General features: G+C 66.3%; 13 protein-coding genes. 10 read left to right on the top strand and 3 right to left on the bottom strand.

Annotated features, from left to right (window positions below):
* Positions 1-3 precede the first annotated feature (3 nt).
* Positions 4-879, bottom strand: coding sequence for a LysR family transcriptional regulator (locus M3I56_RS03055; RefSeq protein WP_254352500.1), 876 nt, complete (start codon positions 877-879; stop codon positions 4-6).
* 137 nt (positions 880-1016) lie between these two features.
* On the opposite strand from M3I56_RS03055, the gene M3I56_RS03050 reads away from it, so the two are divergent.
* The 6 genes from M3I56_RS03050 (at position 1017) to M3I56_RS03025 (ending at position 10190) form a co-directional block, all read left to right on the top strand.
* Positions 1017-2339, top strand: coding sequence for an MFS transporter (locus tag M3I56_RS03050; protein WP_254352499.1), 1323 nt, complete (start codon positions 1017-1019; stop codon positions 2337-2339).
* A gap of 144 nt (positions 2340-2483) precedes the next feature.
* Positions 2484-3125, top strand: coding sequence for a response regulator transcription factor (locus M3I56_RS03045; protein WP_254352498.1), 642 nt, complete (start codon positions 2484-2486; stop codon positions 3123-3125).
* Positions 3122-3910: a response regulator gene (locus M3I56_RS03040; protein WP_375541668.1), complete on the top strand. Its 789-nt coding sequence runs from the start codon at positions 3122-3124 to the stop codon at positions 3908-3910. The genes M3I56_RS03045 and M3I56_RS03040 overlap by 4 nt, the downstream gene beginning before the upstream one ends.
* Positions 3911-3936: 26 nt before the next feature.
* Positions 3937-4620 carry a response regulator transcription factor gene (locus tag M3I56_RS03035; protein ID WP_254352497.1) on the top strand — a complete coding sequence of 228 codons (684 nt, stop codon included), beginning with the start codon at positions 3937-3939 and terminating at the stop codon, positions 4618-4620.
* Positions 4621-4859: 239 nt separating this feature from the next.
* The gene (locus tag M3I56_RS03030) at positions 4860-5591 is read left to right on the top strand and encodes an aquaporin (protein ID WP_254352496.1); all 732 of its coding nucleotides are present in this window, start codon (positions 4860-4862) and stop codon (positions 5589-5591) included.
* 21 nt (positions 5592-5612) lie between these two features.
* On the top strand, positions 5613-10190 hold the full coding sequence (locus M3I56_RS03025; protein WP_254352495.1) for an ATP-binding protein: 4578 nt from the start codon (positions 5613-5615) through the stop codon (positions 10188-10190).
* A gap of 171 nt (positions 10191-10361) precedes the next feature.
* Here the strand turns inward: M3I56_RS03025 and M3I56_RS03020 are convergent, their stop codons facing one another.
* Positions 10362-11306, bottom strand: a complete 945-nt coding sequence (locus M3I56_RS03020; protein WP_254352494.1) for a LysR family transcriptional regulator — start codon at positions 11304-11306, stop codon at positions 10362-10364.
* 444 nt (positions 11307-11750) lie between these two features.
* On the opposite strand from M3I56_RS03020, the gene M3I56_RS03015 reads away from it, so the two are divergent.
* The 3 genes from M3I56_RS03015 to M3I56_RS03005 all read left to right on the top strand — a co-directional run bounded on the left by M3I56_RS03015 (position 11751) and on the right by M3I56_RS03005 (position 14625).
* Positions 11751-12881 (top strand): porin, encoded by a 1131-nt coding sequence (locus M3I56_RS03015; protein ID WP_254352493.1) that lies wholly within the window; start codon positions 11751-11753, stop codon positions 12879-12881.
* A gap of 203 nt (positions 12882-13084) precedes the next feature.
* Positions 13085-13519, top strand: a complete 435-nt coding sequence (locus tag M3I56_RS03010) for a CHRD domain-containing protein (protein WP_035512124.1) — start codon at positions 13085-13087, stop codon at positions 13517-13519.
* A gap of 137 nt (positions 13520-13656) precedes the next feature.
* Positions 13657-14625, top strand: a complete 969-nt coding sequence (locus M3I56_RS03005) for an alpha/beta hydrolase (protein ID WP_254352492.1) — start codon at positions 13657-13659, stop codon at positions 14623-14625.
* Here the strand turns inward: M3I56_RS03005 and M3I56_RS03000 are convergent.
* A complete protein-coding gene (locus M3I56_RS03000) occupies positions 14595-15470 on the bottom strand; it encodes an EcsC family protein (protein WP_254352491.1) in 876 nt (291 codons plus the stop codon). The genes M3I56_RS03005 and M3I56_RS03000 overlap by 31 nt on opposite strands.
* A 122-nt stretch (positions 15471-15592) precedes the next feature.
* On the opposite strand from M3I56_RS03000, the gene M3I56_RS02995 reads away from it, so the two are divergent.
* Entirely contained in the window at positions 15593-17188 is a 1596-nt protein-coding gene (locus tag M3I56_RS02995; protein WP_254352490.1) for an MDR family MFS transporter, read from the top strand.
* The last annotated feature ends 40 nt before the right edge of the window (positions 17189-17228 follow it).

The raw sequence follows: 17228 nt of genomic DNA, 5'->3' as shown, positions 1-17228 counted from the left end.
GCCTCAAACGAGCAGTTCCGCGAGCGCCGCGCGCGCGTTCGTCACGTGCGCGGACTCGCCAGGCTGGCCCGGCAGCAAATGGAATTCGGCCGCAGGCAGCGCGGGTAAGCCGAATGAAGCCGGGCAGGGCATCAGTCCTTCGCCGATCGCCGACTCGTTCAGACACGAGATCCCCAGCCCCGCCTTGAGCGCGAGCTGCAGCCCGGCCACACCCGAAGCCGAATGCGAAATCAGGTAGGGCATGCGCGCTTCGTCGAGCAACCTCACGACGCGACGCTGCAACTGGCAGGTCGCCGGCAGCAGCACGAGCGGCCAGGGCGGGGTGAGCGCGGGCCGCTCGCGCAGCGTTTGCGTCGCGCCGACCCACACCAGTTTTTCGCGCCGTATCGACGTGCTCTTGTGCGTGCCGCGGCCTTCCTCCATCAGCCGCAGCGATAAGCCGATGTCGTAGGCGTTCTCGTCGGCGCTGCTGTCGATCACGGCGCTCGGCAGCACGGTCACGTGCAGACGCAGGCGCGGATGCTGGTTCGCGAAGCGCCGGATAATCTCGGCGACGTCGTGCGGCCGGTAATAGTCCGTGATCGCAATGCGCACTTCGCCGTCGAGCGTGCGGCCGAGCATGTCGTCGAAGGCGGCGTCGCAAAGCGCGACGATGCGGCGCGCGTGGTCGAGGAGTTTCGCGCCCGCGGGCGTGGCGGTCATGCCCTGCTTGCTGCGCACGAAAAGCGGCTGGCCGACGCGCTCCTCGAGCTTCTTGAGCTGCTCGCTCACCGACGACTGCGAGAGGAACACCCGCTGCGCACCCGCGGAGACACTGCCCGCTTCTGTCACGGCGATAAACGTGCGCAGTTGCGCGAGATCGAAACCGCGTGCGTTCATTGGTTCAGCTTGATCCGGTGCGTTTCATGCAATTTCATGATTCGGAAATTCCGAATATACAAATTGGAATTTCCCGCTTTTCCGATAGATGTTGCGCCTCTACGATGCCCTCAGTCAACCGTTTTCTGGAGGTCATCATGGGACGCAGTACGACGCGGGGCGCGGCACACCGTTGGAAAGTGCTTGCGGTGGGCGTGGCGGCCAACGCCAGTTTTGCGGCAGCGCTCGGCGGCATTCCCGCAACGGGCGTGTTGATCCGCTCGGATTACCGCATCGGCACGGGCGAACTGGGCGTCGTGCTCGGCATGCTGGGACTTGGCATCGTGCTGGGCGAACTTCCATGGGGACTCCTGACGGACCGCTGGGGCGACCGGCGCGTGCTGCTCACGGGGCTTTCCACGACAGCGCTCGCACTCGTTGCGATGGCGCTCTGGGGCGCACCGGCGGGCGCGCACACGCCCAGCGCGACGACGCTCGCGGTTGGCCTGCTCGCGCTCGGCCTGCTTGGGGGAAGCGTGAACAGCTCGAGCGGGCGAGCGGTGATGGCGTGGTTCGCCAGCCACGAGCGCGGCCTTGCGATGAGCATCCGGCAAACCGCCGTGCCGGCCGGCGGCGGCCTTGGCGCGCTCGTGCTGCCCGCGCTCGCCGAGCATGCGGGATTCGCGGCCGTATACGGCGCACTCGCAGCGATGTGTGTGGTCTCCACTGTGCTTACGATCGTCTGGTTGCACGAACCCGCGCACGAACTGGGCGCCGCGCATGCGCCACTTCTCGCTCACGAAGCGCTCGCGCAGGCACAACGCGCAGTCTCGCCGCTGCGCAGCGTCACCGTGTGGCGCATGGTGACCGGCATTGGCGTGCTGTGCATTCCCCAGGTGGCCGTGCTCTCGTTCGCGAGCATTTTCCTGCATGACGTCGGCCATGCGGGTACGGCGGCAGTCAGCGCGACGCTTGCTGCCGTGCAGGGCGGTGCCGCGTTCATGCGTGTGTACGGCGGGCGTTGGACAGACCGGCACGGCGACCGGCGCATCTGGTTGCGCGGCTGCGCGGCGCTCACCGTCGCGCTGTTTGTTGTGCTCGCGGCGTTGACGGCTTTTGCCTCGCCAGCGCATCGCGCAAGCGCTGCGTTCGTCACGCTACTCGCCGCAGTGATCGTGCTTGGCGGTATCGCCGCTTCCGCCTGGCACGGCGTTGCCTTCACGGAACTCGCGATGCATGCGGGCAACGGTCGGGTGGGAACTGCACTCGCCATGGGCAACACCGGCGCATTCGTTGCGTTCTTCGTCGCGCCTTCGGCGATCCCGCTGCTGTTATCGTGGTTCGGGTGGCCGGCGGTCTGGGCGGCGGCCGCGCTTTGCGCCGCGCTGGCATGGCCCGCATTCGCGGCGCCGCACGAGCGCAGCGACGCCGGGTGCACCGGCGGGAGTCGACAACGCGCTCGCGCGCGTGCCGCGGCTTGACAGGACCTTGTACGTTTCGGAAATCTCCGATTTCGACGGCGGCTTTTCAATGGTCAGATGAACGAACTTGCTGATATTTCGGGTTGCCGATGCGCGCACGCGGCGCATCGCAACCACGCAAATCCCCCTCGAAGGAGTTTCAGTGTGAAGCTAGGTGTCGTTCTCGCAGACGATCATCCATTCGTTCTGCTTGGCGTTCGCTCGGCGCTCCTCGCGGGAGACGATATCGAGGTCGTGGGGGAAGCGTGCGGCGCGCGCGAGTTGTTGCAGACGCTCGAAACTGTCCCGTGCGACGTGGTGGTCACTGACCTCAATATGCCGACTGTCTCCGGCGAAGCCGAGGACGGCCTGCGCCTCGTGCAGCGTTTGCGCCGCGACTGGCCGCATATCCCCGTGGTCGTGCTGACCAGCGTTGCGAACGCTGTCCTCCTGCGCGCGGTGGCGCACGCGGGCGTGGTCGCGATGTTGCGCAAAACCGAGCCGATGGACGATCTCCCAGCCATCGTGCGCGGCGCGGCCCAGGGTCTCGCCCATCTCAGCCCGGCCATCGAGCGCGAACTCGCGGCCGCCGCCGGGCCGTCCGACCTGTGTTTGCCGCGCTTGACGCCGCGCGAATCGGAGGTGGTCCGCAAATTCGCGAGCGGCAGTTCGATCACGGAAATTGCGCGCGCCCTCGGCCGCGACGTGCGCACGGTGAGCTGCCAGAAGCGCGACGCCATGGCGAAGCTCGGCGTGAGCAACGACGCGGGACTCTTCGCCTATGTCAGGGCGTACGGACTTCTATGAACCTGCTTCCCTCATCGCTGCCGGATCATGCCGCTGCGGCGACCGCTTCCCAGCGCGCCATGCGCGACCATGACGAACAGCGCGCCTGCCTCGCGGCGCGCAACATGACGGATACGGCCGACCTCGCGGCGCCGGTGCGCGTGATCATCGCCGACGACCACCCGCTCGTCGTGTATGCGTTGGAGAGCATGCTCGCCAACTATCCCAACGTGCAGATCGTCGCGCGTGCGCGCAGCGTGCCCGAGCTGTTCGAAGTCGCGGCGCAGAACGCGTTCGATCTCGTCTTGATGGACCTCTACATGGCGTTGCCCGGCGAGCTGGACGGGCCCGAGGCGATCCGCGCCTTTCGCGCCGGGTTCCCGCAAAAGGCCGTGGTCGTCCTCACCATGGAAAGCGAGGCCTCGGTGCTGCGCAAGACCATCGAGATGGAGGTGGATGCGCTGCTCAGCAAGCGCGACCGCATCGACCTGATCCCGGTTGCGATCATGTCGGCAATGGCGCAAGAGCAATACGTCGGGCCTGTCGTGCGCGACCTGCTCACGGAAGCGGCGCGCGCCGAGCGGCGCGAAGAGGTGCACCGCATTCTCACGCGGCGTGAGTTCGAGGTGATCAAGCACTACGCAACTGGACTCGGCGTAACGGAGATTGCAGGTCTGCTTGGGCGCAGCGTCAAGACGATCAGCGCGCAAAAGTGCGCGGCGATGAAGAAGCTCGCGCTCAGCAACGATATCGAGCTCTATCGCTTCGCGGTCGAATGCGGCGTGACGCAGGGCGAGCAAACCTGAGCGGTTCTTCGCACGCAAGATCTCCCATGCACGCTATCCGGGTCGGTCGAGAAGGCGCGCTTCGCACGGGCAAGCCGCTGCGCGTGATCGTTGCCGACGACCACGCGTGCATCCGGCTCGGCGTGGCCAGCCTGCTGCACGCAACGGATCGAGCCCTCGTCGTCGGCGAAGCCGGCAACACGCTCGAGCTTGCCATGCAGCTCGATACGACCGACTGTGACGTCGTCATTTCCGATCTCTGCATGCCGGGGCTAGACGGCGAATATGGCTCCCTCACCTTGCTGCGGCGCCTCGCGCAAACACGAGGCACGCCTGCCGTCGTCGTCCTGAGCATGGTGTCGACGCCGCCCGTTCTGACAGGCCTGTTGCATCACGGCCTGAACGTCATCGTCGACAAGCGCGACGTCGCGCACGATCTCCTGCTCGCCGTTGCGGCCGCTCGCGAGCGCACGCCGTATCTTTCGGGCCACGCACGCGCAACGCTCGCGCGCGCCGGCGCCGCGTGCGCCCCGTGCTCGGGTGTGCCGAGCGCGCGCGAATGGGAGGTCTTCCGGCTGTACGCGCAGGGTATGTCGGTGCATCAGATTGCGCAGCGGTTTCAGCGCAGCGGCAAAACGATCAGCGCCCAAAAGCGCAGCACGATGCGCAAGCTGGGGCTCGTCACAGAGCGCGATCTGAGCGACTTCGCCATGCAGGTGGGGCTGACCTGATTCATCCCCAGGTGGCGCGCGTCCCCAGGTTATTCCTGCGCCGGCCAGATTTTCCCTCGCCTTGTCTTGCGCAATGCGTCCAGCGTTTTAAGAGTTCTCCTATCTGATTGCGGGAATCGTCTCTCCATAATCCCAAGTTCGACGCATGGCTCGTCAGATATTGCCGACCCGGGAATGCGATCGAACGACGGCCAGGTCGGACCCGGGCCGGGATGTAGTCCGGATGTGGAGAGGAAAGGATGAAGTTCGGTAGGCGTTTAGCGGTCGAGGGTGCGGGTACCGCGTGGCTCGTGTTCGCGGGTTGCGCAGCCACGGCGCTCAACGCGAGCCCCCCCTCCCAGGGCTTCAACGTTTTCGAGATGGCCGCGGCATCCGGGCTCGCGCTCACGGTGGCGAACTACGCCGCCGCGCGCGCGGCGAGCGCCCACTTCAACCCCGCCGTTACGATTGGCTACGCGGTCTCCGGGCGCTTTCCGGTGCGCGATACCGGGCCCTATCTCGCGGCGCAAACCATCGGGGCCATTCTCGGCGCGGCCTTGCTCGTACGCGTGGCGAGCGGGCGCCCGGGTTTCTCCGTCGCGGTGTCCGACCTCGGCAGCAACGGCTATGACGATCATTCGCCGACCGACTACGCCCTCGCCGCCGTATTCCTCCTGGAAGTGGCGGCGACCTTCGTGTTCGTACTCTTCCATCTGCTGATGTCGAGTACGGTCGCACGCCGCAAGACGGCGGCGCTCGCCGTTGGAGCCTGCCTTGCCGCCATCTATCTGATCGCCATCCCGGTCAGCAACGGCGGCGCGAATCCGGCGCGCTCGACCGGTCCTGCGCTGTTCGTCGGCGAATGGGCGCTCGATCAGCTTTGGCTCTTCTGGGCGGCGCCGTTGCTGGGGGGAGCCGCGGCTGGCGTGGTTTACCGCCTCGTGAGCCGGCGCTCGCGCATTTGCGCCACGTCATCTCCCGACGACCTTTGAAATCCAGTCTGCCGTGCGCCGATGAAGACGATTCACCGTATCTTCCGTCTTCGCGCGCGCCCGGCTGCATCGTGGCGGGGGCGCGGACTCGCGTGCGTGATCGCCTACCTCGGCGCGCTTACCGCGGCAGGGGTGCTCGCGTTCTCCGCGGCGGCGGCGAGCGCTGCGACTTCGTGTGAGCGGATAAACGAGGGCGTCGCGTTCTCGCGGCAGGTCGCCGCGACGTTGCCGCGAGAGCTCGTCGTCGGCGTGGTGGAGGGGGGCCGGGCGCCGCTCGAAGTGCTCGACGGCGCCACGCTCACCGGCTTCAGCGCCGACTATCTGCGCCTTCTCGCCGGTGCCGGCGTCATGCTTCAGCCGCGCGTCTTTGCAGACATGCCGGCGTTGCTCGCGGCGGCCTGCGCAGGCGATATCGACATCGTGATGAGCGTCGCGCGCACGCCGTCGCGCGAGCGCTGTCTCGCTTTCACGGTGCCGTATCTGAACGGCACCACGGCATTTGTCACGCGTGCCGGGAACACCGCGCTCGCGACCCAGCCGGCGCGCCTCGCGCGTGCGACATTTGCAGTCGAGCGTGGCGACGCCCTCGAACCGGTATTGCGCGAGCGTTTCGCGCAGGCACGCCTCGAAACCTTCGCGAGCACGCAGGCGGCGCTGCGCGCCGTCGCTCAGGGTCAGGTCGACGTCTATGCAGGCTTTTCGCCCATGGCGCGCTATCAGCTCACGCTCGAAGAATTCGGCGATCTGCGCGTCGCCTTCGAGGAGCGCGAGCGCGTGCGCGAGTTGCGTTATGCCGTGCCGGTCTCCAGGTCGGACCTGCGTGATCGGCTGGACCTCCTGCTTGCTGGCGTGCGGCCTGCCGCGGCGGCGGCCGAGCGGGCACGCTGGTTCAAACGCGACGCGCCCGGAGAGGCGTTGCCGTCCGGGTTCAGCCTGAGCGCCGACGAGCGCGCGTGGCTGCGCGCCTTGTCGCCGCTGAAAGTGGGCTACGACAGCGGCTGGCTCCCGTTCAGCTTCACGGACAAGGCTGGCAAGCCGTCGGGCATGGCCGCCGACTATCTCGGCTATCTGGGGCTCACCCTCGGCGTTACCTTCGAGCGAGTGCCTATTTCTCCCTGGACGAGCGCCGGCGACGCAATGGAGCGTGGCGAGATCGCGCTCGCCGCGACCTCATTGGGCGATGGCGTGTTCGGCTCCGGCGTGGCCTACACGGAAGCGTTCGAGCACTATCCGCTCGTCATGGTGGGGCGCCGCGACGAGCCGATGGCGCGTTCGCTTGCCGACTTTGCGCGACGCCGCATCGTGCTGGCGCCGCACACGCCGGACATGCGGGAGCTGCCGGGTACGCAGGTCGTGCGTACCGCAAGCCTCGACGCGGGTCTCGCAATGGTCGGTCGCCACGAGGCCGATGTGCTGGTGGGCAACGCGGCCGCTCTCGACGAGCCGCTCAGCGGCACCTATCTCGACTCGCTGAAGGTGCTGGGAGCGGTGGGTCTCGACGATTCGACGGCATTCGCCGTGCGCTGCGACCTTGCCCCGCTCGCGCGGCTCATCAATCGCGCGCTCGACGCGATGCCACACGTCGAACAGCAGCGCATCCGCAATCGCTGGACCGCTGCCGTCTCCACCCAGGCCGGCGGCTGGACTGTAAACGCGCTGCGGCTCCTGCCGCTCCTGATCGTGTTCGGCGTGCTGCTGCTGGTCACGCTGCGCGCCTACGTGCTGCTCCAGCGAGAGATGCACCGGCGACGGCGCGCGGAGCAGGTGCTCGCGCGCCAGGTGGAACTGCAGGACACGATGATGGAGATGATCCCGTATCCGCTCGGCGCACGGGATCTCGAAAACCGCTATCTCGCGATCAATCGCGCCTACGAAGAATCGACCGGCCTCGCGCGCGCCCGGGTGCTCGGGCGCACGGGTTCGGCCGTGATGGCGTGGGGTCCCGAAAACAGCCGCCGCATGGACGATCTCTACCGGCTCACGATCGTCGAGGGGGAGTGCCAGCGCGTCGAGTTGACGTTGGAGAACGCGTCCGGGGAGGCTCGTCATGGCATTTTCTGGACGCGCCTGTGCCGCGACCCGCAGGGCGCGCCGTTCTGTGTGCTCGGCACGATGATCGATGTCACCGACATTCGCCGCGCCGAGTTGCGCGAGCGCGACTCGGAGCGGCTTCTCTCGGAGGTGACGGGTTCGCTGCCGGCGATCGTGTTCCAGCTGCGCCGCTCGCCCGACGGCCGCTACTCGTTTCCGTACATTGGCGGCGACACGCAGCGGCTCCTTGGCGACACCGTGGAGGAGCTTCGCCGCGCTCATTCGGTCGATCTCTCGCGGGTGGGTCGACATGATCGCGCGCGCCTTGCCTCGCGGCTCGAACGCTCCGCGCGCCGGTTCATACCCGTGCACGCCGAGTTCCGCTTTCAGGGCGCGGCCGGGTTCGTGTGGGTGCGCGCGGAGTTCGCGCCGCGCCGCGCCGAAGACGGCGCGATCGTCTGGAGCGGCTACGCGCTGGATGCGAGCGTCGAGCACGCGCGCGCAGACGAACTCGAGCACGCACGCGATATCGCAGAGGCGGCCTCTCGTGCGAAGGACGATTTTCTCGCCATGATGAGCCACGAGATCCGCACGCCGATGAACGGCGTGCTGGGTCTCGTCGAAGTGCTCGAGCGCACGCCGCTGAACCCGGACCAGGCGCAAATGGTCGACATGGTGCACGAATCGGCGGGGGCGCTGCTGCAGATACTCGACGATCTGCTCGACTACTCGAAGATCCAGGCGGGCCATCTCGTCATTGACTCGCAGCCGCTCGACGTGCGTGAACTCGTCGACAACGCCGTCGGGCTGCTGGCCGCGCGTGCGCACGAGAAGGGGCTGAAGGTGCGCGTGGATGTGGGGCCGGACGTCGCGGCGCAGTTGCGCGGCGACAGCGTGCGGCTGCGGCAGATCCTCTTCAATCTGCTCAGCAATGCGATCAAGTTCACGCCGGCGGGCGAGGTGAGCGTGCACGTTCGCGCACGCGATGTCGACGCCCACGGCGGCGCGCCTCTCTGCCAGCGGCTGTCGATCGCGGTGGCCGACACGGGCATCGGCATTGCGCCCGAAGCGCAGGCGCAGCTCTTCGAGCCGTTCGTGCAGGCCGAGACCTCGACCACGCGACGCTTCGGCGGCACGGGGCTCGGCCTCACAATCTGCCGCAAGCTCGCGGCACTGATGGGCGGCACGCTCGAACTGAAGAGCGAAGTGGATCGCGGCACCTGCCTGACGCTGCAAATCGAATTGCCCGTCGAGGTGCGTAGCGGCGCGGCCGCCGGGCTGCGCGGCAAGCGCGCGCTCGTGGCGTGCGAGGACGCGAGCGTGGCCGACACATTGATGCATTTCGGCTCGGCGCTCGGCATGGAAATGCGTCGCGTCGCGCCAGCGGACCTCGCCCGCGCCGCGAGCGCGGACAAGGCCGATCTGGTGTTCGTGTCGGAAGCGCTGGCCGGGCGGTTGGGCAAACTCGGTGCGCCTGTCCTTTGCCTGACGGACAACCCGAAGCCAAGCGGTTATCGCGTGGCCGAGAGCGGCGTGCGCGTGAGCGTCAACCCATTGTCCTGGCGGGGCTTGAGCGCCGTTTGCGCGCTGGCGCTGGCGGGGCTGCCGGTCAAGGCTGCCAGCCCATCGCGTCCCGCCACCGATGTCGAAACGACACTCCCGACACCCGATCGCGAGCAGGAACGCGCTGCCGGCCGCCTCATCCTCGTGGCGGAGGACCATCCCGTGAATCAGGAGCTGATCCGCCATCAACTGGCCTTGATCGGCTTCGCGTGCGACGTCGTCGACGACGGTGCGAAGGCGCTCGAAGCGCTGGCCGAATGTGAATACGCCTGCCTGATCACCGACTGTCATATGCCCAACGTATCGGGCTACGATCTCGTGCGGCGTGTACGCGAAATGGAGCAGAAGGCGCACGGCGCGCGGCGCTTGCCGATACTCGGCATCACGGCCAACACGGCGCCCGAGAACATGAGTCAGTGCAGCGAAGCGGGCATGGACGATTGCCTCGTCAAGCCCACTCGCGTGGCCACGCTTCGCGAGCATCTCGCGCGCTGGTTCGGCGCGGAGGGCACGCAGCGCACCCTGCAGGACGAAGCCACGCGCGAGGCAGGCGCGAACGGACAAGGGGCGGGGCAAACAGCGTTGGGGGCCTCGAAATCGGCTTCCCAGGGGCGCGGCGGTTGCGGCGGAAAGCTCGCGGAAAAGCCTGCAAACGCACGGACGTTCGAGCCGCTGGATCTCACGCACATGATCCAGGTTTGGGGCGGCGAGGCGACCGTGAAGACACTGCTCGGCTCGTTCGTTTCGGCGATGCGCGACGACCTGGACGCCTTGCCGCCGCTCCTCGAACAAGCCGACGTCGCGCGCCTGCGCGAATGGCATCACCGGCTTGCCGGTGCGGTGGGCGTGCTGCAATACCCTGCGCTGCTCGCCGAGCTCGAAACGTTTCGCGGTCACATGAACAGTCACACTGCCGGGCAACTGCGTGAGGAGGGTTATGCGCTCATGCGCACTTGTCAGGCGATGCTGGTTGGAATCGAGCAGCAGGCCGCGCTGCTCGCGTGAATGATCTACATCAGGAAATCGATGGGCGCAGGAGAATAGCGGGCAAAAAGCGGGCGAAAAAAAACGCGGCCGAAGCCGCGTTCAAGCTTGGAGACCCTTCGATGAAGAGTCACTTCTCGCAGTTCCTAGCTTAGTCGCCGCGCGACGAGAAATCGAGATAATTTCGATCAATTAACTATTACAGGAAGTGCAGGTAATCGCCCTTGCTGCGGCGGTGTCGTGCCGGCGAAACCATTCGACGGTGAAATCCACGAACGAGCGTGTTTTTGCCGGAACGTGGCGGCGGCCGGGGTAGACGAGCGAGAGTTCCTTGTCGGCGTCGCGGATCTCCCACCCGGCGAGCACGCGCACGAGTTGGCCGGTTGCGAGATCGGCGCCCACCTGGTTTGCTGGCAGGATCGTGATGCCCATCCCCGCGATCGCGGCCTGGCGCAGCATCACCGAATTGTTCACGGCGTATGCCGGCTCGATCAGCACGGGTTTGCGCTCGCCGCCTGGGCCTTCGAAGTGCCATTCGTTGCCGTGAATATCGGCGGAAGGCGCAAGCAGCGTGTGGCGGGCGAGATCGGTGGGGCATTGCGGCGCCGCACGGCTCGCGAGGTAGGCGGGCGAGGCGACGGCGACCGGCGCGACGCTCAAAAGCGGGCGGCGGATCAGCGTGCCGCCGCTCACCTGACGGGGCGCCACGATGCCGGCGTCGAATCCTTCCTCGATCAAGTCGACCGGACGGTGCAGCAGCGTCAGCAGGAGTCGTACTTTCGGGAACGCGTCGAGATAGCACTTGAACATCGGCGTGAGATCGTGCAGCGAAAACGATGCGTGCGCAACGACGCGTAACGTACCGGACGGCACCGACACGCCATGCGCGATATGCGTTTCGATGCGTGCCAGATCGTCGAGGACCTGCCGGCAGCATTGCGCATAGGCGGCGCCTGCTTCGGTAAGCGACGCGCTGCGCGTGTTGCGGTTGATGAGCCGCGTCTCCAGATGGGCTTCGAGCAACGCCACGTAGCGGGTGACCACCGCGTTCGACATGTTCAGACTCATCGCCGCGCGGCCGAACGAGCCGTGCTCGGCAACGCTGACGAACACGCGCATGGCCTGAAGCTGATTCATGTTTTTGGGGAGCGTGGACACGGGGGATGGGTGCTGCGATGAAAACTTTGAAGTTGGAAGAGACGGACTGGTGTTTGCCGGGACGGATATTACCGATGCACGTCGGGCGAGCGGAATGGGACTCGTCCGAATGATGCTTTATCCCGAATTGGGGGTGTTGCCAGACTGCAACGCTTTATCGGGATACCGAATCGGGAAAGAGAAAAACAAGATAAGTCGGGAGCTTTGAGTCGCAAGGGTTTGAGGGTTTTGTCGCCAGCGAATTCGATTAATTCGAAAAGGCTTTTGTCGAGGTGGCGGGTGCTTCGCCAATAGTGGCGCCCATAAACTTCGCTATGCAAATCAATGCGGCGCTTCATTCACCGCGCTGCGGATTCGCCATGCCGGCGTGAGGCCGGCAACGGCATTCAGGTTCGCCGAAAGGCCTTGCATCGAAGGAAGCATATGAAAAAGAAACTGGCTATCGCGGCGGCAGTCGCTGCGACTTTTGCATCGGCGTCGTACGCGCAAAGCAGCGTCACGCTCTACGGTATTGTTGATGCGGGTCTTACCTACACGACCAACATCAACGGCAACCGCAATTTCGCGATGACGAGCGGCAACGTTCAGGCGAGCCGTTGGGGCCTGCGTGGCGTCGAGGATCTCGGCGGCGGCCTGAAGACGATCTTCACCGTCGAAAGCGGCTTTGACGTCGCGAACGGCCGACTGAACGGCGGCCTGTTCAATCGTCAGGCGTACGTCGGTCTGACGCACGACCAGTACGGCACGCTCACCTTCGGTCGCCAGTTCGACTCGATGATCGACTACGTCGGTCCGCTCACCGCGGTGGGCACGTGGGGCGGCACCTACACGGCGCACCTGCTCGACAACGATGACCTGAACGGCACGTTCTCGCTCAACAACTCGGTCAAGTACACAAGCCCGAACCTCTCGGGCTTCCAGTTCGGCGGCCTCTACGCGTTCTCGAACCAGGCTGGCGGCTTCGCGGTCAACCGCGCGTATAGCGCCGGCATGAGCTACGCATACCAGGGCCTGCGTCTTGGCGCGGCCTACACGCAGATCAACGGCGTGAATGCCAACGGCGGCGGCGCCGTCCAGGGTTCGCCGATTGCGAACACGCTCGGCGTGCTCAGCGCGCTCGGTGGGAATGAGCGCCAGCGCAACTGGGGGGCGGGGGCAAGCTACACCTATGGTCCGATGATCGGCGGCGTCGTGTTCACGCAGTCGCGCGTCAATGACCCGCTCGGCAATTCGCTGCGCTTCAACAACATCGAAGGCAATCTCCGCTACAACCTGACGCCGGCTCTTGGCATCGGCGCGATGTACACCTACACGAACGCGAACGGCTCGGTGCTCGACGCGAACGGCAGCAACTCGGCGCACTGGCACCAGTTCGCGCTGCAAGCCGACTACGCGCTGTCGAAGCGCACCGACGTGTACCTCGAAGGTGTCGGCATGTGGGGTGCAGGCGCGAACGCCGTGGGCCTGACGCAAGTCGGCTACACGTCGGACGGCGGCGTCTCGTCGAGCAAGAACCAGGGGATCATCACGACGGGTCTTCGTCACCGCTTCTAGGAATTCGGTGGCGTTGTACACCGGACGGCAGGAAGGTAGTACTTGGGTTGAAGGGCGCTGCTTGCAGCGTTTTTTTTTATTGCAGGCAGCTTACGTTGGGCCGACATCGGCGCAGCGGACGCGCCCAGCGGATTTGCTCTAGCATGTGAGAGCGCGGTTTTGCGCCTTCTGGTGCAGCGCGCCACAAAAACAGGAGAAATTCCATGAATTTGCTTCGTCCGCTGCAGCTCGCTCTCGCTCTGTGTGTCCTCGCCTCCAGCGCCGCGTATGCCGACACGGTCGCGCTCAAGGCCGATCTCGAACCGTCCAGCGAAGTCCCGCCGCGCGTGAGCCAGGGCCACGGCATGCTCAACGCCACGTTCGACACGTCCACGAAAACGCTGAACTGGACGATTACCTATGAAGGCCTCTCCGGCCCGGCGGCGGCCGCGCACTTCCACGGCCCGGCGCCGGTCGGACAGAACGCTGGCGTGCAGGTACCGATTCCGAAGGGCGAACTGGCGAGTCCGATCAAGGGTTCCGCCACGCTCAACGAGCAGCAGGTCACCCAGCTGATGGGCGGTCAGTGGTATTTCAACATTCATACGGCGCAGAACCCGTCAGGCGAGATTCGCGGCCAGGTGCTGCCCGCCAATTGACCGGCGTTCGATCGTTCGCCTCACTCGCCGTCCTGTGCGCGCCGCGCGTTGCCGCGATCGACGTGTGATTGCAGGACGCTATCGAGCGACCGCCGCGCTGGTTGAGGCCGGGTTGAGTGCTGCGGAGGGCTGAGCCGATGAGCTGGCAAAGCAGGCTGATCTGCAGGTTCTTGCGCCGCACTTTTCTGCCGCAAACGCGCAAGTCGATCAACGTCGCACGCGTGCGCATGCTGACGGCGAGACGCATCTGGACGCCGGGCGTGCCGAACGGCTGGCGCTTGCGCGAACAGTACGACGCCGCCGATATCCCGATGCGCGGCGAGTGGCTCATCCGCGAGCGCTCGCCCGCGCAGCGCACGCTCCTTTATCTGCACGGCGGCGGGTATTACTTCTGTTCGCCGCGCTCGCAGCGCGCGATTTCGTTTGGTCTAGGCAAGCGCGCTGGCGCCGATATCTTCTCGCTCGACTATCGCCTCGCGCCCGAGCATCCGTTTCCCGCCGCGCTCGACGACGCACTGGCCGCGTATCGCCAATTGCTGGCAAAAGGAACGCAGCCCGGCTCGCTCGTGATTGGCGGCGACTCGGCGGGCGGCGGCCTTGCACTTGCGACGCTCGTCGCCTTGCGCGACGCAGGCGACGCGCTCCCCGCCGGCGCCGTGCTCTTTTCACCCTGGACCGATCTTGCGGCGACAGGCGCTTCGATACGCGAGAACGACGGGCGCGATCCCATGTTCAGCGGCGAGGTATTCGCGCGCATCGCGCCGTTTTACCTCGGCGCGGCCAGTGCGACCGATCCCTACGTGTCGCCACTCTATGCCGACTTTCGCGGCTTGCCGCCGCTCAGCCTTTTCGTGGGCAGCTCCGAAACGCTGCTCGACGACACGCGCCGCGTCGCCGAGCGCGCGCGCGCCGCCGGCGTGGCGGTGGAGTGTGAGATCGCCAGCGGCATGCCGCACATCTGGCCGATCTATGCGCCGTTCATGCCCGAAGCGCGCCGCACGCTCGACGTCGCCGCGAGCTTCGTGCGCCGCGTGACCTCTGTGCCGGCGCGCGGCGACGAGAAACCGCAGCCGCCTCAATCGAGCGAGACGTCGATCGCGTCATAGGCCGCGTGCACGGTGGCTTCGCCGTAGCGGCGCTCGAGCCGGCGCACGGTGAAGTGCCCATGCGCCACTTGCTGGAAATGGTCGATGAACACGGTGTTGACCATGGCGCCGAGCACCGCGCCGATGGCCGGTATCGATTTCGCCGCGACCTGCTCGCTCACCTGCACGGAGAAGCGCGCGGCCACGGTCTGCATGAGCTTGAGGAGCGCCGTTGAGCCGTGGGCGGCGAAGCCCTTCGTCGCCATTTCCGACGACGCCGTCGATACCGCCTTCGCGAGCGCGCCGCGCACGATGAAATAGCCGAAGTCGGCTTCGTCGTCGGCGGCCGAGCGGCCGCCCATGCCGAACACGGTCAGACATTGCAGCTGCGTGTCGGTGCTGGCCAGATTCTCACCTTCGCTGCGCGCGATGTCACAAATCGAGCGAAACATCAGTGTGGTCGTGACGGGCAACTCGACCGGCAGCGCGAACAGGCCGAACGCGCCGCCCGCCGCGCCCGTGGTCGCCACCGCGAACTTGTGCAGCAGGTTGCTCGGCTTTGTGCTCGTGCGCGGTTCGGCCGTGGAGAGGGCGCCTTGCTTGCCGAGCGTCTTCAGTGCGAGCTGCAGACACTTGCGCAGCGCGGTTTGCGTCGCGTCGGTCACGTTGTCGTTCGCGACGCCGGGTAGCCGCGCGATCAACTTTTCCACCGGCGCCCCCACGATCGCCGCGAGCTTCATGCCGAGCGGCGGCGTTTCGAGCTGATGTTTGGCGCGCCGCAGCGCTTCGAGATCGGTCTCGGTGAAGGCCGCGGCGGCGACCGCGCGGGCCGGATCTGCGGCTGTGGGTTCGGTTGTGGGTTCCATTGCGCTCCCGGATTTTCAGCAACGACGGCGGGGCATCGCCGCCGTTCGACGCCCCAGTGTAGTGGATCGCGCCGTGCTATGATGATCAATCCTTGACGCGTCAATCGTTGCTGGATCAAAAAATGGCCGTTCATACCGCTGCCCAACATTCGAGCGGGCAGGTTCTGCCGTTCCGGGAGTCGCTGCTCGCGATGCTCGGCGTCTCGTTCGTGACGATGCTCGTCGCGCTCGACCAGACCGTCGTCGGCACCGCGCTGCCGACCATCGTCTCCGAACTGCGCGGCTTCGAGCTTTACGCGTGGGTCGCCACGTCCTATCTGCTCACTTCGGTCATCACCGTCCCCATTTTCGGGCGGCTCGGCGACTATTACGGGCGCAAGCCGTTCGTGATCGCGTCGATCGTCGTTTTCACCGCCGCTTCCGTGCTGTGCGGTGCGGCCAACAGCATGCTGTTCCTCGTGATCGCGCGCGGGCTGCAAGGCATCGGCGGCGGCATGCTGGTCGGCACGGCGTTCGCCTGCATTCCCGATCTCTTCCCCGATTCCGTCGTGCGCCTGCGCTGGCAGGTGCTCATGAGTTCCGCATTCGGTATCGCCAACGCGATCGGGCCGTCGCTCGGCGGCTTTCTCACGCAGTACTACGGCTGGCGTTCCGTGTTTTACGTGAATCTGCCAGTTGGCCTGCTTTCGCTGTTTTTCGTCTGGAAGTATCTGCCCCATCTGCGCCACGTCGCGCACGAGGCGCGCATGCGGCTCGACTGGCCAGGTGCGCTCCTCATCGCAGTCGCGCTCGGCAGCCTGCAGCTGTTCGTGGAGCGCCTGCCGGGGCACGGTCTCAGCGCTTCCGCCATCGGCCTGCTCGCCCTCGCGCTGGCGGCCGGCTGGGCGCTCTGGCAATGGGAGCGGCGCTGCCCGCAGGCCATCCTGCCCGTCGACATGTTCCGCAACGCGAGTCTAAATGCACTCTTCACGCTCGCCGTGCTGGGCGGCTTCACGATGTTTTCGCTGCTGTTTTACGCGCCGCTCCTGTTCCAGGGCGGCTTCGGCATGACGCCGAAGGAAGCGGGCGTCGTCATCACCCCACTCGTGGTGTTCATCACGATCGGCAGTATCGCGAACGGGCGCATCGTCTCGCGCATCCGCAATCCGAACCTGATGCTCTATATCGGCTTCGCAATGCTCGCGGTGGCCTGCTTCGCCGTGGCGCTCGCCACGCGCAGCACGCCGCGCGGCCTGCTCATGGCGTTCATGATCGTGGCCGGCATCGGCCTTGGCTTCGTCATGCCGAACCTCACCGTGTTCGCGCAGCAGACCGCGGGGCGCGAGCATCTGGGCATCGCCACAGCGCTGTTGCAGTCGCTGCGGATGATCGGCGGCATGATCGGCACGGCGCTCACCGGCACGATGGTCACGCAGCTTTATTCGAGCGGCGTGCAACGCGCACTGGACGCCGATCACGCCACGCACTGGCTGCCGCAACTCGCCGACCCGCAGATCCTCATCAACCGGGACGCGCAGGCTTCGCTGATCGCCGATCTGGCACACGCCGGGCATAATGGCGCGCCGCTGCTCGAAGCCGCGCGCGAGGCGCTGGTGGGCGCGATTCACCTGGGCATTGCCGTGGCGGCGGCGATCGCGGTGGTGTCGATCTGGCAAACCCGGCGTGTGCCGCCGGTCAAGCTGCAGCGCAAGGTGGAGCCCGTGATTCACGCGGATTGAGACGTTCCGCCCCTGGCGGGTACCGGCACGGACACCGGCA

The sequence above is a fragment of the Paraburkholderia sp. CNPSo 3281 genome, from assembly GCF_024206515.1.
Classification (GTDB): Bacteria; Pseudomonadota; Gammaproteobacteria; order Burkholderiales; family Burkholderiaceae; genus Paraburkholderia; species Paraburkholderia nodosa.
This window is presented reverse-complemented; position numbering and strand designations above follow the sequence as displayed.

What these genes read in the sequence shown, in the direction of transcription:
- M3I56_RS03040 (WP_375541668.1), top strand. Translation starts at nt 3,122, where the DNA reads ATGAACCTGCTTCCCTCATCGCTGCCGGATCATGCCGCTGCGGCGACC.
- M3I56_RS03055 (WP_254352500.1), bottom strand. Translation starts at nt 879, where the DNA reads ATGAACGCACGCGGTTTCGATCTCGCGCAACTGCGCACGTTTATCGCC.
- M3I56_RS03005 (WP_254352492.1), top strand. Translation starts at nt 13,657, where the DNA reads ATGAGCTGGCAAAGCAGGCTGATCTGCAGGTTCTTGCGCCGCACTTTT.
- M3I56_RS03000 (WP_254352491.1), bottom strand. Translation starts at nt 15,470, where the DNA reads ATGGAACCCACAACCGAACCCACAGCCGCAGATCCGGCCCGCGCGGTC.
- M3I56_RS02995 (WP_254352490.1), top strand. Translation starts at nt 15,593, where the DNA reads ATGGCCGTTCATACCGCTGCCCAACATTCGAGCGGGCAGGTTCTGCCG.
- M3I56_RS03035 (WP_254352497.1), top strand. Translation starts at nt 3,937, where the DNA reads ATGCACGCTATCCGGGTCGGTCGAGAAGGCGCGCTTCGCACGGGCAAG.
- M3I56_RS03015 (WP_254352493.1), top strand. Translation starts at nt 11,751, where the DNA reads ATGAAAAAGAAACTGGCTATCGCGGCGGCAGTCGCTGCGACTTTTGCA.
- M3I56_RS03020 (WP_254352494.1), bottom strand. Translation starts at nt 11,306, where the DNA reads ATGAATCAGCTTCAGGCCATGCGCGTGTTCGTCAGCGTTGCCGAGCAC.
- M3I56_RS03025 (WP_254352495.1), top strand. Translation starts at nt 5,613, where the DNA reads ATGAAGACGATTCACCGTATCTTCCGTCTTCGCGCGCGCCCGGCTGCA.
- M3I56_RS03010 (WP_035512124.1), top strand. Translation starts at nt 13,085, where the DNA reads ATGAATTTGCTTCGTCCGCTGCAGCTCGCTCTCGCTCTGTGTGTCCTC.
- M3I56_RS03030 (WP_254352496.1), top strand. Translation starts at nt 4,860, where the DNA reads ATGAAGTTCGGTAGGCGTTTAGCGGTCGAGGGTGCGGGTACCGCGTGG.
- M3I56_RS03050 (WP_254352499.1), top strand. Translation starts at nt 1,017, where the DNA reads ATGGGACGCAGTACGACGCGGGGCGCGGCACACCGTTGGAAAGTGCTT.